Raw genomic sequence first — 15500 nt, 5'->3', positions numbered from 1 at the left:
TTTCGCACTTTGTACAGATAATCGCCGCCCAACAATTGGATTCTTAACCATTTTTGTTTAGGCTGTGCGTTCTTTCTTGCCGTCATTTCGCCGAGTGCGAAACACATTCACACGACCATAAGGACGTTTTTCCAGGCATGAATCGCAGACGTTTTCTAAAAGGCTCGCTGGCAATGGCAGCCCTGAGCGGCACAACTGGCCTTGCTTCCCTGTTTTCCAAAGCGGCTTACGCTGCTGACTCTGACATTGCTGACGGTCAGAGCCGTCGTTTTGACTTCTCCGTACTGCAATCCATGGCCCATGACCTGGCGAAAACCCCATGGGGCGGAGCACCGCGACCGTTACCGGACACGCTGGCGACCATGACGCCGCAGGCCTATAACGCCATCCGTTACGATGAAAAACAGTCACTGTGGAATAACATTGAAGGCCGTCAGCTGGACGTGCAGTTCTTCCATATGGGCATGGGTTTCCGTCGCCGCGTGCGCATGTTCTCGCTGGATCAGTCAACGTCACAGGCGCGCGAAATCCACTTCCGTCCTGAGCTGTTCAGCTACGGTGAAACCGGTGTTGATACGAAGCAGCTGGAAGGGCAAAGCGATCTTGGGTTTGCCGGTTTCCGCGCCTTCAAGGCACCGGAACTGGCGCGTCGCGATATCGTCTCATTCCTGGGGGCGAGCTATTTCCGTGCGGTTGATGATACCTATCAGTATGGTCTTTCCGCGCGGGGTCTGGCGGTGGATACCTTTACCGACACGCCGGAAGAGTTCCCTGACTTCACCGCGTTCTGGTTCGAAACCGTCAAACCGGGCGACACCACCTTTACCGTCTATACGCTGCTGGACAGCCCAAGCATCACCGGTGCATATAAGTTCGTGATCCACTGCGAGAAGAGCCAGGTGATCATGGAGGTGGAAAACCATCTCTATGCGCGTAAAGACATTAAACAGCTCGGCATTGCGCCGATGACCAGTATGTTCAGCTGCGGTACAAACGAACGCCGCATGTGCGATACCATCCACCCGCAAATTCATGACTCTGACCGTCTCGCCATGTGGCGCGGTAACGGGGAATGGATTTGCCGTCCGCTGAACAACCCGCAGAAGCTGCAGTTTAATGCATTTGTGGACAAAAACCCGAAAGGGTTCGGCTTGCTCCAGCTCGATCGCGATTTCTCGCATTATCAGGATGTCATGGGCTGGTATAACAAACGCCCAGGCCTCTGGGTGGAGCCGCGTAACGACTGGGGTAAAGGTGCGGTTGGCCTGATGGAGATCCCGACAACGGGTGAAACACTGGATAACGTGGTCTGCTTCTGGCAGCCAGAAAAACCGGTGAAAGCGGGCGATGAGCTGGACTTTAAATACCGTCTTTACTGGAGCGCCATGCCGCCGGTCCGTTCCCCACTGGCGAATGTCTTCGCGACCCGCACCGGTATGGGTGGGTTCCCGGAAGGCTGGGCGCCGGGCGAAAACTACCCGAAAGTGTGGGCCCGTCGCTTTGCTATCGACTTCGTCGGGGGCGATCTGAAAGCTGCCGCGCCAAAAGGCATTGAGCCGGTCATTACCCTCTCCAGCGGCGAAGCGAAGCAGGTTGAGATCCTCTACGTTGAGCCGTTTGACGGCTATCGCATTCTGTTCGACTGGTATCCTACCTCGGATTCGACCGAACCGGTGGATATGCGCCTGTTCCTGCGCTGTCAGGGGGATGCGATCAGTGAGACCTGGCTGTATCAGTATTTCCCGCCTGCGCCGGACAAACGTAACTACGTTGACGATCGCATCATGCGTTGACCATTTATTCCCTCTCCCCGGCGGGGAGAGGGTGACGGGAAGGGACCATGACCGCAACTGAATCTGAAATAATCCCGGTGACTGACCATCTCGAGCTTCGCGCCGTCGAAGAGCGCTATACCGCCGATTTGCACAACATGGTCATCAGAAACAAAGCCTGGCTGCAAACCGCCTTTGACTGGGCGCAGCATGTGGGCACCGAAGATGACACCCGTCGTAATGTGCTGAGTAATCAGATGCTGCACCAGCGCGGCTACGCCAAAATGTTTCTGATTTTCAAGGATGAGGACCTGGTCGGCGTGCTGTCGTTTAATGCGATTGAACCCGCCAACAAAGCCGGATACATCGGTTACTGGCTGGATGAGGCGCATCAGGGACAGGGCATTCTGTCGCAGGCGCTGCAGGCGTTTATGCGCTATTACGCCGAGCGAGGCGAGATCCGCCGTTTTGTCATTAAGTGTCGGGTGGCGAATAAACCCAGCAACAACGTTGCCCTGCGCAACGGTTTTACGCTGGAGGGGTGCCTGCGGGAAGCAGAGTTCCTGAATGGCCGTTATGACGATGTGAATCTCTACGGCAAAATTTACCCGCTATAACGCCCCCAACAGAGGCGTACGGGTGATGCGCTGGTCGCCGTTAATCACCTTTTCTCCGCGCAGGTGGATGTTCTCACCGGCAAAAGCCTCAATCACCGCATCGTCGGTGATTTCAACCCGATGCTCAATAAGCACATCGCCGCTGATACGCGCCCGCCCCTGGATCACGACCTTATCGTCAAGCAGGATAGGGCCGCCGCGCAGCCAGGCCTGACCGCCAATCAGGACGTGGTGTTTAATGACACAATTTCCTTCCACCACCGCGTTCTCTGCCACCTGAGAGCTGTAGCGGACGGTAGGGATGGCATCGTCGTCAAAACCGGCAATGACGCGGGCGTTACCGTACACTTTTGCGCAGTCACATACCCAGACGTTATTGAGATCGTTGCCTTCGAGGATGGCGCTGTCGAAAACTTCCGCCCGGTGTTCAACGAAGGCATAATTAACCATTGCCTCGCCGTAGATTTGCGCCTGATGCACAATGCGGGACTGGCTCACCGTCGCCTTGTCATAAATTTTCAGGATCTGCTCATGGTCCGGCGTAAGCCCTTTGGCAGCAATCACCACGCTGTTATGAAGCACCCGCGCCTCGCCGAAAATATGGCATTCGCCGCGTACGCAGGATTGCTGTATCGTGACGTTGTCACTTATGCGTGCACCGTGACTGACCTCCGCGCCGTCCAGCCAGCAGTTGTCGCCAATCTGCGCGTCATGACTGACGATGCAAGGCAGGGTAAGGCGCGCGTTGCCGGACACCGTCGCACCGGCAAAGACGACGCTGTTTTCATCGTAGATCCAGCAGTCGCCTTCGTGCGCGAGGGCGCTCTCATCTTCAACCCAGCCGCCTTTCGTGCCGCTCACGATGTCGTTAAAATTCGCCGTGGCAATAATCTGTCGTAACGACGTCGTGTGCGTTGTCTCGCCGTTTTTCCATTGCCAGAGGCGGGTGTCCTCGCTGAGCCTGTACTTTTTCATCATGGAGTCTCGGGTAAGCGTCTCCACTAAACGTAGCAAACTTTCGGCGTTTCGTAGTGCTGGCATCCGTCGCGGAAACCCCTTAAAATGGCATTTAAAATACATTTTAAAAATTCAAATTAATGAATAAAAATAACAACGCTCAACAAGTGCTTAACCTGCCCGCGGGTTACTTCGGTATGGTGCTTGGCATCATTGGGATGGGGTTCGCCTGGCGATACGCCAGCACGCTCTGGCACGTGACGCGCTGGCCGGGTGAGAGCCTGGTGGCCCTTGCGATTGTGATTTGGTTTTTGCTGACGGTGGCGTTTATCGCCCGGGCGATCCGTTTCCCGCAAAGTGTGCTGGCCGAGATGCGCCACCCGGTGATGAGCAGTTTTGTCAGCCTTTTTCCCGCCACAACGATGCTGGTCGCCATCGGTTTTGTGCCCTGGCTGCGTCCGGTGTCACTGGTGTTATTTAGCGTCGGGGTGGTGATACAGCTGGCTTATGCTGCCTGGCAAAGCGCCGGATTATGGCGCGGTAACCATCCGCAAGAGGCCACCACGCCGGGGTTATATCTGCCCACGGTAGCAAACAACTTTATCAGCGCCATGGCGTGCGGCGCGCTGGGGTTTAACGATGCCGGGCTGGTGTTTCTCGGGGCGGGCGTTTTTTCCTGGCTCAGCCTTGAGCCGGTGATTTTGCAACGACTTCGTAGCGCCGGGGAGTTGCCTTCCGCGCTGCGAACCTCGCTGGGTATTCAGCTGGCCCCCGCGCTGGTGGCCTGCAGCGCCTGGTTTAGCGTCAATGGCGGCGAGGCGGATACATTCGCCAAAATGCTGTTCGGCTACGGCCTGTTGCAACTGCTGTTTATGTTACGGCTGATGCCATGGTATTTGTCCCAGCCGTTTAACGCCTCGTTCTGGAGCTTCTCGTTTGGTGTGTCGGCCCTGGCTACCACGGGGCTTCATCTTGGGCAGAGCAGTCCGTCGGGCTTTTTCCACGCCATTGCCGTCCCACTGTTTATCTTTACCAATGTCATCATCGGGATGCTGCTGGTACGAACGTTTATCTTGCTGATACAGGGCAAACTTCTGGTGCGCACTGATAAAGCGCTGCTTATGCAATCTGAGGAAAAATAATGGCTGTTGATGAAAATTACTTCACAGAGAAATATGGCTTAACCCGTACGCACTCAGAAGTGCTGTACAGCGCGGGCATTGTGAAACCGGGTAAAACGCTGGATCTGGGCTGTGGTAACGGGCGTAACAGCCTCTATCTGGCAGCCAACGGTTACGACGTGACCGCGTGGGATAAAAATCCACTGAGTATCGATAATATTGAGCGCATCAAAGCGGAAGAAGGCATCGTAAACCTGCAGACGGCAATCAAAGATCTGAACAACCTGAGCTTTGAGGGCGAATACGATTTTATTCTCTCTACCGTGGTGCTGATGTTCCTGGAAGCGAAAACCATTCCGGGCCTGATCGGCAATATGCAGCGCTGCACCAGACCCGGCGGTTATAACCTGATTGTTGCCGCGATGGACACGGCGGATTACCCGTGCACCGTCGGCTTCCCGTTTGCGTTCAAAAGCGGTGAACTGAGCAACTACTACGAGGGCTGGGCGTTGCTCAAGTACAACGAAGAGGTGGGCGAACTGCACCGCACCGACGAGAACGGTAACCGCATCAAACTGCGTTTTGCCACGCTGCTGGCGCGCAAGCCCGCTTAACGGGCGGCCAGCAGGCAGAGCTGCAGGGCCGTGTTGTATGAGGCCTCGAACGACGACAGCGGCAAAAACTCAAACTTTGAGTGGAAGTTATGCGCGCCGGTGAAGAAGTTTGGCGTGAGCAGGCCTTTTGCCGAGAGCGCCGCGCCGTCAGTACCGCCGCGCATTGGCGTCGGTTTCGGCGTGATCCCAAGGGATTTCATAGCCTCAAACATCAGGTCGATAGCGCGACGATCCTCACCAATCGCATTGCTGATATTGCTGTAGGTATCTTCAATGCGATACTCCACCTTTGCCGTAGGATGCTGTCCGGCAATCAACGCCGCGACATCGGCAATCTGCTGCTTGCGGGCGGCAAACTGTGCTTTATTGAAATCACGGATATTCGCTTTTAAGACGGCCTCGTTTTGCCCCGCCTGAATGCCGTTAAACCAGATATAGCCTTCACGCCCCTCGGTGCATTCCGGGGTTTGCTGGCGGTCAAAATGGCTGATGAAGTCTGTCGCCATCAGCAGTGGGTTAACCAGCACGCCTTTGGCGGACATGGGGTGAGCCGTTACGCCGGTAAAGCGAATCTCTGCCGCCGCGGCGTTGAAGTTCTCGTAAACAATCTCACCCAGCTCACAGCAGTCGATGGTCCAGGCAAAATCAACGTCAAAGCGTTTTAGATCCAGCGCCTTCGCGCCACACAGGCCGATCTCCTCATCCGGCACAAACGCGACCACAATGTCGCCATGCTGATGTTCTGGCGTCAGGTTTTCCAGCAGCGTCATGACCACGGTGACGGCGGCTTTATTATCTGCGCCTAATACGCTGGTCCCGTCGCTGAAAATAATCTCTTCACCCGGGTAAGCCAGAATTTCCGGATGCTCTTTTACGCGTAACCAGATTGATTTCTCTTTATTCAAACAGAGGTCTTCACCCGTAAATTTTAATATTTGTGGATGAATATCCGGTGATAAACCGACATCGACGGTATCAATATGGGTAATAAAACCGATGCGTGGCGCCCCGGCTACATTACCTTTTTTAACCGCAGTAACCGTCGCGTATTCATCAATCACAATATCGTCTAAACCCAGCTGCGCCAGCTCCTGGGCCAGCTCACGCGCCATGTCGTGCTGGCCCGGCGTAGAGGGAAGGGTGTTCACTCTGGGATCGCTCTGGCTGGTGATGGCGAGATAGCGGAAGAAGCGGTGCGTTAATTGTCTGGAGAGTGCCGAGCCCATAGTGATTCCTTCTGTATTTATTTTTCAGGTGTTTGCTACATCACTTTAATGATATTTATGAAATGGCAAAAGAATTAATTAGCCGTCGAATTAAAAAGACAGGAATAAATGATGAAAAGCAAACTCACAATGTTAACGCTGGCACTTGCTGCGCTCACGGTCAGTTCCACCGTCGCGGCAAAAACGCTGGTGTATTGCTCTGAAGGATCGCCGGAAAACTTTAATCCTCAGTTATACACGTCGGGAACCAGCGTGGATGCCAGTGCCGTGCCGGTCTATAACCGGCTGGTCGATTTCAGGGCGGGTACAACGGAACTGGTCCCGAGCCTCGCGGAACGCTGGGAGGTGAGCGAGGACGGCAAGATTTATACCTTCCATCTGCGTAAAGGGGTGAAATTCCAGAGTAATAAATCGTTCAGGCCGACGCGCGACTTTAACGCCGACGACGTGATTTTCTCGTTTATGCGCCAGAAGGATGTAAACCATCCCTATCACAACGTCTCTAACGGCAGCTATTCCAACTTCGAGAGCCTTGAGTTCGGTAGCCTGATCACGGCCATTGATAAAGTCGATGACCACACCGTGCGCTTTACGCTCGCCCATCCGGAAGCGCCGTTTGTCGCCGATCTGGCGTGGTATTTCGCCTCGATCCTGTCGGCGGAGTATGCCGACGCGATGCTGAAAGCCGGCACGCCGGAAAAGGTGGATATGGACCCGATTGGCACCGGGCCGTTTAAGCTGGCGCAGTACCAGAAAGATTCGCGCATCCTGTTCACTGCGTTTCCGGAGTACTGGCAGGGCAAATCGAAGCTGGATCGACTGGTGTTTAGCATCACGCCCGATGCCTCGGTGCGTTTTGCTAAAATCGAGAAGAACGAATGTCAGGTGATGCCGTTTCCAAACCCGGCGGACCTGCCGCGCATGAAGGCTAATAAAGACATTAATCTGATGAGTAAAGCCGGGCTGAATACCGGCTTTCTGGCCTTCAATACGCAAAAACCTCCGCTGGATAACGTGAAGGTCCGCCAGGCGCTGGCAATGGCCATCAATAAGCCGGCCATTATTGACGCGGTATTCCATGGCACCGGCACGGCGGCGAAAAACCTGCTGCCACCCGGCGTCTGGAGCGCCGACAGCGAACTGAAGGATTACGACTACGATCCTGAAAAAGCGAAAGCGTTGTTGAAGGAGGCTGGTTTTGCAAACGGCATCAGCATCGATTTATGGGCGATGCCGGTTCAGCGTCCCTACAATCCGAACGCAAAGCGGATGGCGGAGATGATTCAGGCCGACTGGGCGAAGGTTGGCGTCCAGACCAAAATCGTCACCTATGAATGGGGCGAGTATCTTAAGCGGGTGAAGGGCGGTGAACATCAGGCCGCGCTGATGGGCTGGACCACCGCAACCGGGGACCCGGATAACTTCTTTGGTCCGTTATTTACCTGTACTTCGGCTAACGGTGGATCTAATTCCGCCAAATGGTGCTACAAACCATTTGATAAAATTATCGCTGAAGCGAAATCGATAACCGATCATGATAAACGCGTGGCGCTGTATAAAGAGGCCCAGCAGATGATGCATGACCAGATGCCGGCAGTAATGATTGCCCATTCGACGATTTTTGAACCGGTGCGCAAGGAAGTCACGGGCTATGAAATCGATCCGTTTGGCAAGCATTTGTTCTGGCAGGTTGATATTAATCAGTAGTTTTTCTCTGCCCGGCGTTCAGTCGGGCAATCTTTTCGCAATTTGTGCTGCTTACATCATTTTTTGTCACAACAAACCCGCCAGACTTTTGCTATAACTTCAAATGCATACTTGCAGATAACATGGAATACCATCATGCGTACTCACACTTTTTTTAAAGTTGCAGTGCTTTCTGGTCTGTTGGCGTTAGCGGGCTGTTCGTCTAAAGTCGCCGCCCCCGAACAATATTCAGGCTTTTTAAAAGATTATTCTGGATTGCAGCAAACAACGTCCGCAACGGGTAAACCGACGCTGCGTTGGGTCGACCCGTCGTATAACGAGGCAAATTACGACAGTATTTTATGGACGCCAATCACCTATTATCCAGCGCCAAAACCAACGACCCAAATTGGTCAAAAAACGCTTGATGAGCTTCTGGCTTATACCAACACCAAAATGAAAGCGGCAATCAGCCAGCGTAAACCTGTTGTTACGACGCCAGGTAAACACAGCCTGATCTTCCGCGGTGCGATTACCGGTGTGAGTTCGCAGAAAGAAGGTCTGCAGTTCTATGAAGTAGTGCCCGTCGCGTTAGTGGTTGCAGGTACGCAGATGGCAACGGGGCACCGCACCATGGATACCCATCTCTTCTTCGAAGGCGAGCTGATTGATTCGGCGACGAATAAGCCGGTCATGAAGGTCGTGCGTAAAGGCGAAGGTAAAGAGCTGGCGAACGAAAACACGCCAATGGGCTTCGCAACGTTAAAACAGGTTGTGGATGACATGGCGACGGATGCCACCATGTTTGATGTTAAGAAAACCGCGAAATAATCAAAACGGCCTGCAGCAATGCAGGCCTTTTTTTATGCCATACGCAAACGTCTGAACCAGGTTTCCGGTTTCGTAAACATCACCATATTCCCGCCCAGAATCAGCAGTAATCCAATGATGCCGTTGAGATGCCACACGTAACCTTCATAGACCGTGGAGATGGACAGCGCCACCAGCGGGAAGAGCAGCGTACTGTATGCCGCTTTGCCCGGGCCAATGCGTCCCACCAGCGTGAAGTAGGCGCCAAAAGCGATGACCGAACCAAAAATGGCGAGATAAAGCAGCGCACCAATGTAACTCACCGTCCATTCGGGGATAAAACTGTCACCCCGGAACAGGGCAATGCAGCCCATAATGACCGTACCGTAAAACATCGCCCAGGCGTTGGTGGTCATGGTCTCCAGCCCTTTTCGCTGGTGGCGCATGCTGATCATATTGCCCAGTGAGAACCCGTAGGTCCCCAGTGCTGAAAGGCCAATCCCCGTCAGCAGGGAGGCACTCCAGCCACTCGCCAGCAGGTCGTCCCAGAAGAGGGTGATGATCCCGATAAGTCCCAGGGCCGCCGCCGTCCAGAAGCGTGCGGGTGGGCGCTGACCGAAGAAAATAAAGCTGTTGATGGCGTTATACAGTACGGCCATCGAGAAAATCACCGACTCCAGTCCGGTATTGATGTGCGCGGCGGCGGTATAAAAACACCAGAAGTTGAAGCAAAAAACGCAGCATCCCTGCAGCATGCAAAAGAGATGATCCCGCAAGGCCAGTTTACGAAGCCGGCGCAGGGCAATTAAGACGATCATGATCGTGGCGCAGGCCACGGCAAAGCGCCAGAAAATTGACACCGGGGCTGCGACTGGCCCCTGTTGCAGGAAAATGGCAATCCAGGTTGTTCCCCATATCACCACCACCAGTCCATAGAGTAATGCGTTCATTGTTGCTCTCTTCTCACACAGCGAAAAGTGCAGTCTGGCGCGAGTGGCATGACATTGCTTTCACCGATTTGCGGTGGACTTGCATATTCTTGCGCTTTTTTGTGGCTGCAGATCTGGCATCGTGGCGCAACACTTCATAGACTGAGAGTCTGATTACTCACCCGTTAATAGCTATGTCTCGCGCTTACGATACCTTTGAAACGCTACGTCAGCAGAACGCCGTGCTGCGGGAAACCGTTGCGCTGAATTCCGGTATTCAACTGGCAGCCTGGTACAACAAGCACGACACGATAACCGTGAAAAGTAATCACCATACCCTCAGCCTGTACGTGGCGGACGGTTATGAGAGCTATCAAAAAACGCCGGGCGGCTGGAAAAACGGCGGCGGCCCGGACCGTTTCTGTCTGATGCCAAAAGAGAGTGAATCGACGTGGGATATTCGCGATGACCTGACGTTTGTCCATCTCTACTGCACCGATGAGCATCTGCGTGATGTCGGGGAAAAAATCTGGGACAAGCGCCCTCTGTCCCTGACGCTGGATGAAAAGATCTTCGGCAGCGACCCGAAAATTACCGCGCTTTACCGTCAGTTTTTGCTCGGCTGCGACTGGCAGCAAAAAGCTAACCAGCTCACCCTGAGTACCGCGTCTACGCTGTTGATGACCCATCTGTTACAGCATTACTCCAGCGTGCAGTGGAAGCTGCCGGTGGTGACCGGCGGGTTGTCGCCGTTTGTGCTGCGTAACGTGCTGGCGTTTATCGAAGAGAACCTTTCCCAGCCGCTGACGCTGGCGGAACTGGCCGAGCAGGCCGCGCTGAGCGAATATCATTTCGCCAGGATGTTCCGTCAGTCCATGGGGCTGGCACCGCATCAGTACGTGATGCAGCGTCGAATGGAGAAAGCCAAAGCGCTGGTGCAGCACACAAGCACACCGCTCACCGATATCGCGCTGGCCTGCGGGTTTAACTCCGCCAGCCATTTCAGTAACCGCTTTCGCAGCATGATGGGCATAACGCCCTCGCAGCTACGCGCGGCGAAGGTGTGAAAAGACCGTATAACATACACCGCCCAGCACCAACCCCCAGAACGCAGAGCCAATACCCAGGATCGTGACGCCGCTGGCGGTCATCAGAAAGGTGACAATTGCCGCGTCGCGCTCCGTTTCGTTGTTCAGTGCCTGATACAGGCTCCCGCTAATGGTGCCCAGCAGCGCCAGGCCGGCGAGCATCTGGATCCAGCTCAGGGGAAGGGAGGCCATCAGCCCGGAAATGGATCCGCCAAAAATGCCCGCCAGCAGATAAAACCCGCCTGCGGCCATGGCGGCAAGCCAGCGTTTGCTGGCATCCGGGTGCGCATCCGGGCTCTGGCAAATCGCAGCGGTGATCGCGGCAATACAGATGGAAAAGACGCCGAGCGGGGATAACACCAGTGCCAGCCCTCCGGTGACGATCATCAGCGGTGATACGGCCAGAGGATAGCCGGAAGCCTGCATCGTGGCGAAGCCCGGCGCATTCTGGGACGCCATGGTGACCAGGAAGAAGGGCACGCCAATGCTTATCAGACTGGTTAACGTAAAGGTTGGCGCGATAAACGTGGGCATCACCACGGAAAGGGTTAACTCTTTTGTGACAACGTCACCTCCCGCCCAGGCCACCATACTGCCCACCAGCAGCGTGGCGACAATGGCGTAGCGAGGGGCCAGCGCTTTGGCGAACAGCCATGCCGCCAGCATGCTGCCGCACAGTAAAAAATGCCCCTCAAGATTGCTGAACGCCTGCAGTCCAAACCTGAGCAACACCCCGGCGAGCATAGCAGCGGCAAGGGAATGCGGGATAAGCTTCATCAGGCGAGCAAACAGCCCGGTTACGCCGCACAGCAGAATGAGCGCATTGGCAAAGATGAAAATCCCGATGGTCTCGGCAAGCGTTACCCCGTGCAGGCTGGTGGCTAACAGCGCCGCGCCGGGTGTAGACCAGGCGGTGAGCACCGGGGCTTTATACCACCAGGAAAGCGCCAGCGTGCTGACCCCCATACCTATCCCCAGGGCCGTCATCCAGCCGGCGATCTGCTGCGCGTTTGCGCCTGCGGCAGCAGCGGCTTGCCAAATAATGGCGGCGGAACTGGCATATCCCACCAGAACGGCGACAAAACCGGCGAGAACGGCAGGAAAGAGTGAGGATGAAGGGCGCATAAAAACTCCGTTGTGCGTTATAACGTCCGCCCTAAGGTAACACTGTGCGTTATAGCGTACAAGTGGTATGATCGGTCGCATCAGGAGGGAACATGGACATCACACAACATCTTGCTTACACACTGAAAACCGAGCGTCAGGCGCGTGGCTGGAGCCTCGCCAGACTGGCGGAAGAGACCGGCGTTTCAAAGGCCATGCTCGGGCAAATCGAGCGCAATGAATCCAGCCCGACGGTATCCACGTTGTGGAAAATCGCCACGGGGCTGAACATCCCTTTTTCTGCCTTCATCACGCCGGCAGCTGACAGGCAGGCGGTATTCGACCCGGAACAGCAGGCGATGGTGGTGAAACCGTTATTCCCGTGGGATGAGACGCTAAAGTTTGACCACTTTTCGATAACCCTCGCTGCCGGCGCCCTGAGCGAATCCACGCCCCACGAGGCGGGCGTGATTGAACACGTGGTGGTGATCAGCGGCGAACTGGAGATGAACATTGATGGCGAGTGGCAGACCATTACTGCCGATTCAGGGGTGCGTTTTGCCGGGGATAAACCGCACGCCTACCGCAACAGCAGCGACCGGCCGGTGCATTTTCACTCCTTGATCCATTATCCCCGCTGAAGCGACGCAAAACTGTTTCGCTGCCGCATACTTCTGACTACAATAGCCGCCATTTTGACCATAACGGATAACGACGAAGTATGCGCCTGCAATCCCATCATCTCGAACTTTTAAGCCCGGCCCGCGACGCCACCATCGCCCGTGAAGCGATCCTTCATGGTGCTGATGCCGTCTACATTGGTGGACCTGGCTTTGGTGCCCGCCATAACGCCAGCAACAGCCTGAGCGATATTGCTGAACTGGTGCCGTTCGCCCATCGCTTTGGGGCGAAAGTGTTCGTGACCCTGAACACCATTCTGCATGATGATGAGCTGGAGCCTGCGCAACGTTTAATTACCGATCTCTACCAGACCGGCGTCGATGCCCTGATTGTGCAGGATATGGGCGTGCTGGAGCTGGATATTCCCCCCATTGAACTGCATGCCAGTACACAGTGCGATATCCGCACGGTAGAGAAGGCGAAGTTTCTTTCTGATGTGGGTTTTTCCCAGATCGTGCTGGCGCGTGAGCTGAACCTGAACCAGATCCGCGATATTCACCAGGCGACCGACGCAACCATTGAATTCTTTATCCACGGCGCGCTGTGCGTCGCCTATTCTGGTCAGTGCAATATTTCTCACGCCCAGACGGGGCGCAGCGCCAACCGCGGTGACTGCTCTCAGGCATGTCGTCTGCCGTATACCCTGAAAGACGATCAGGGCCGCGTTGTGGCGTTCGAAAAACACCTGCTCTCGATGAAAGATAACGATCAGACCGCCAACCTGGGTGCGCTGATTGACGCTGGCGTGCGCTCCTTCAAGATTGAAGGGCGTTATAAAGACATGAGCTACGTGAAGAACATCACCGCTCACTATCGTCAGATGCTGGATGCCATCATTGAAGATCGCGGTGACCTGGCGCGTGCGTCGGCCGGTCGTACCGAGCATTTCTTTATTCCGTCAACGGACAAAACTTTCCACCGCGGCAGCACTGACTACTTTGTGAATGCCCGTAAAGGGGATATCGGTGCGTTTGATTCACCGAAGTTTATCGGTTTACCGGTGGGTGAAGTGCTGAAAGTGGCAAAAGATCACCTCGACGTGGAAGTGACCGAGCCGCTGGCCAACGGCGATGGACTGAACGTGATGATCAAGCGTGAAGTTGTGGGCTTCCGTGCGAATACGGTGGAAAAAACCGGTGAAAATCGCTATCGCGTATGGCCAAACGAGATGCCTGCGGATCTCTACAAAGCGCGCCCTAACGCGGCACTGAACCGTAACCTTGACCACAACTGGCAGCAGGCGCTGCTGAAAACCTCGAGCGAACGTCGTATCGCGGTGGACATTGAACTGGGCGGCTGGGAAGAGCAGCTGATCCTGACCATGACCTGTGAAGACGGTATCAGCGTGACGCATACGCTTGATGGCCTGTTCGAGGTGGCAAACAACGCGGAAAAAGCCCTTAATAATCTGAAGGATGGCGTGGCGAAGCTGGGGCAGACCCTTTACTACGCGCGTCATATCGACGTTAACCTGCCGGATGCCCTGTTTGTTCCGAACAGCCTGCTGAATCATTTCCGCCGCGAGACGGCAGAAATGCTGGATGCCGCCCGCCTGGCTAACTATCCACGCGGCAGCCGCAAGGCCGAAACCGTTCCTGCGCCGGTTTACCCTGACACGCACTTGTCCTTCCTGGCGAACGTCTATAACCACAAAGCGCGTGAATTCTATCACCGTCACGGCGTACAGCTGATTGACGCAGCCTATGAAGCGCATGAAGAGAAGGGCGACGTGCCGGTGATGATCACCAAGCACTGTCTCCGCTTCGCCTTCAACCTCTGCCCGAAACAGGCGAAAGGGAATATTAAAAGCTGGAAGGCCACACCGATGCAGCTGGTGAATGGCGACGAAGTGCTGACCCTGAAATTTGACTGCCGTCCGTGCGAAATGCATGTGATTGGCAAGATGAAAAATCATATTTTCAAAATGCCGTCGCCGGGTAGCGTTGTGGCCTCCGTGAGCCCGGACGATTTAATGAAAACCCTGCCGAAGCGTAAGGGTAATTAATTACCGAAAGTGCGTGTCAGGTTTGCGCGATTTCTGCCACAGGTGGTGTTCGCGCAAACCTTCCGCTGACTCTTCTGCAACGCTGCGTAATTCATCGCTATCCGCTTCATGGCGGAGCTGATGTTCCACATTCTTTACCCACACATATTCATGGCCTTTATGTCCTGCCATCAGCTGACCTGAAAATAATCCACACACCAGCAATATCAGCGTTAACCCTTTTCTCATCATTATTTCACCGTTGAATGCCATCGCGGGACTATCATGCCAATAATTTCTTCGGGAAATTATTCAAAAATTCAAATTAGCGCAAAGAGAGTGTCAAATTCTGTGCGGCGACAGCCGTGATGAGACTTTTCCTAAAATTAGCATCAAGTTTGTTAACCGCCAATTCTGGTACGTAATTAGCCACTAGCTTTAAGGATAAATCCTATATAATGGTTAAACTCTGGCTAAGGAATGGGTCTTGTTAAATGAAAAAAATGATAGCGCTTGCGCTGCTGGTGGTTGCTGTTGGGGCGGGTGCAGGTATTTACTCTATTAGTAATGACGAACCAGAATATATTCAGTCCGCGAAAGCGCGTGTTGGGTCATATTTAACCAGCGATTACGGACGCGTGGCCTGTAATAGCACCAGAATTGATGACCAGCGCTGGCAATTAGGCTGCACCAATCAGGCAAGAGGTAAAACATTCGAGTTCGCGGTTTATCCGTCTGAAAAAGCACCGTATGGTGTGTCGCGTTCGTTTTATCTGGAAGCCATCAATGATGATGCAAAACAGAGCGCGGAGCAGGGTCTGATGCGTTATTTGCAAATCAACACCAAAGCGGGTTAATCAGGCTGTTTACCTTTCATTGAGACTATGGATGTTAGTTTGTAAGAGATCCGC

The 15500-nt window shown here is 54.4% G+C and carries 15 protein-coding genes; 10 read left to right on the top strand and 5 right to left on the bottom strand.

From position 1 onward, the window contains the following. The first annotated feature begins 137 nt into the window (after positions 1–137). Complete coding sequence (locus QE396_RS06040; RefSeq protein ID WP_025204228.1) at positions 138–1793, top strand: glucan biosynthesis protein D; 1656 nt, start codon at positions 138–140, stop codon at positions 1791–1793. A 47-nt stretch (positions 1794–1840) separates the two neighbouring features. Next, positions 1841–2389, top strand: coding sequence for a 50S ribosomal protein L7/L12-serine acetyltransferase (gene rimL / locus QE396_RS06035; RefSeq protein WP_047955594.1), 549 nt, complete (start codon positions 1841–1843; stop codon positions 2387–2389). On the opposite strand, the gene ydcK is transcribed toward rimL, so the two are convergent. Then, the gene (gene ydcK / locus QE396_RS06030) at positions 2384–3364 is read right to left on the bottom strand and encodes a YdcK family protein (protein ID WP_025204226.1); all 981 of its coding nucleotides are present in this window, start codon (positions 3362–3364) and stop codon (positions 2384–2386) included. The two genes, rimL and ydcK, sit on opposite strands and share 6 nt — an antisense overlap. Positions 3365–3486: 122 nt before the next feature. Between ydcK and tehA the strand changes: the two genes are divergently transcribed. Both tehA and tehB read left to right on the top strand, forming a co-directional pair. Then, complete coding sequence (gene tehA / locus QE396_RS06025) at positions 3487–4488, top strand: dicarboxylate transporter/tellurite-resistance protein TehA (RefSeq protein ID WP_309950358.1); 1002 nt, start codon at positions 3487–3489, stop codon at positions 4486–4488. Then, a complete protein-coding gene (gene tehB, locus QE396_RS06020) occupies positions 4488–5081 on the top strand; it encodes a tellurite resistance methyltransferase TehB (protein ID WP_032678133.1) in 594 nt (197 codons plus the stop codon). The genes tehA and tehB overlap by 1 nt, the downstream gene beginning before the upstream one ends. Here the strand turns inward: tehB and pepT are convergent. Next, positions 5078–6307 (bottom strand): peptidase T, encoded by a 1230-nt coding sequence (gene pepT / locus QE396_RS06015; protein WP_309950355.1) that lies wholly within the window; start codon positions 6305–6307, stop codon positions 5078–5080. The two genes, tehB and pepT, sit on opposite strands and share 4 nt — an antisense overlap. A 111-nt stretch (positions 6308–6418) precedes the next feature. On the opposite strand from pepT, the gene QE396_RS06010 reads away from it, so the two are divergent. Both QE396_RS06010 and QE396_RS06005 read left to right on the top strand, forming a co-directional pair. Then, the gene (locus tag QE396_RS06010; RefSeq protein WP_309950353.1) at positions 6419–8014 is read left to right on the top strand and encodes an ABC transporter substrate-binding protein; all 1596 of its coding nucleotides are present in this window, start codon (positions 6419–6421) and stop codon (positions 8012–8014) included. 135 nt (positions 8015–8149) lie between these two features. After that, positions 8150–8824, top strand: coding sequence for a DUF3313 domain-containing protein (locus tag QE396_RS06005; RefSeq protein ID WP_020884175.1), 675 nt, complete (start codon positions 8150–8152; stop codon positions 8822–8824). A gap of 32 nt (positions 8825–8856) precedes the next feature. Here the strand turns inward: QE396_RS06005 and QE396_RS06000 are convergent, their stop codons facing one another. Next, positions 8857–9753, bottom strand: coding sequence for a DMT family transporter (locus QE396_RS06000; protein WP_014170023.1), 897 nt, complete (start codon positions 9751–9753; stop codon positions 8857–8859). A 173-nt stretch (positions 9754–9926) separates the two neighbouring features. On the opposite strand from QE396_RS06000, the gene QE396_RS05995 reads away from it, so the two are divergent. After that, positions 9927–10799 (top strand): helix-turn-helix domain-containing protein, encoded by an 873-nt coding sequence (locus QE396_RS05995; protein ID WP_020884174.1) that lies wholly within the window; start codon positions 9927–9929, stop codon positions 10797–10799. On the opposite strand, the gene QE396_RS05990 is transcribed toward QE396_RS05995, so the two are convergent. Next, the gene (locus QE396_RS05990; RefSeq protein ID WP_020884173.1) at positions 10779–11945 is read right to left on the bottom strand and encodes a benzoate/H(+) symporter BenE family transporter; all 1167 of its coding nucleotides are present in this window, start codon (positions 11943–11945) and stop codon (positions 10779–10781) included. The genes QE396_RS05995 and QE396_RS05990 overlap by 21 nt on opposite strands. A 92-nt stretch (positions 11946–12037) precedes the next feature. Between QE396_RS05990 and QE396_RS05985 the strand changes: the two genes are divergently transcribed. Then, positions 12038–12565, top strand: coding sequence for a helix-turn-helix domain-containing protein (locus QE396_RS05985; RefSeq protein WP_014170026.1), 528 nt, complete (start codon positions 12038–12040; stop codon positions 12563–12565). An 80-nt stretch (positions 12566–12645) separates the two neighbouring features. Then, positions 12646–14610 carry a U32 family peptidase gene (locus QE396_RS05980; protein WP_047366214.1) on the top strand — a complete coding sequence of 655 codons (1965 nt, stop codon included), beginning with the start codon at positions 12646–12648 and terminating at the stop codon, positions 14608–14610. On the opposite strand, the gene QE396_RS05975 is transcribed toward QE396_RS05980, so the two are convergent. Continuing rightward, the gene (locus QE396_RS05975) at positions 14611–14841 is read right to left on the bottom strand and encodes a DUF2554 family protein (RefSeq protein ID WP_025204219.1); all 231 of its coding nucleotides are present in this window, start codon (positions 14839–14841) and stop codon (positions 14611–14613) included. A 242-nt stretch (positions 14842–15083) separates the two neighbouring features. Between QE396_RS05975 and QE396_RS05970 the strand changes: the two genes are divergently transcribed. Beyond that, positions 15084–15446: a hypothetical protein gene (locus QE396_RS05970; protein ID WP_014170029.1), complete on the top strand. Its 363-nt coding sequence runs from the start codon at positions 15084–15086 to the stop codon at positions 15444–15446. Positions 15447–15500 lie beyond the last annotated feature (54 nt).

The sequence above is a fragment of the Enterobacter sp. SORGH_AS_0287 genome (assembly GCF_031453695.1).
GTDB classification, from domain to species: Bacteria; Pseudomonadota; Gammaproteobacteria; order Enterobacterales; family Enterobacteriaceae; genus Enterobacter; species Enterobacter ludwigii.
This window is presented reverse-complemented; position numbering and strand designations above follow the sequence as displayed.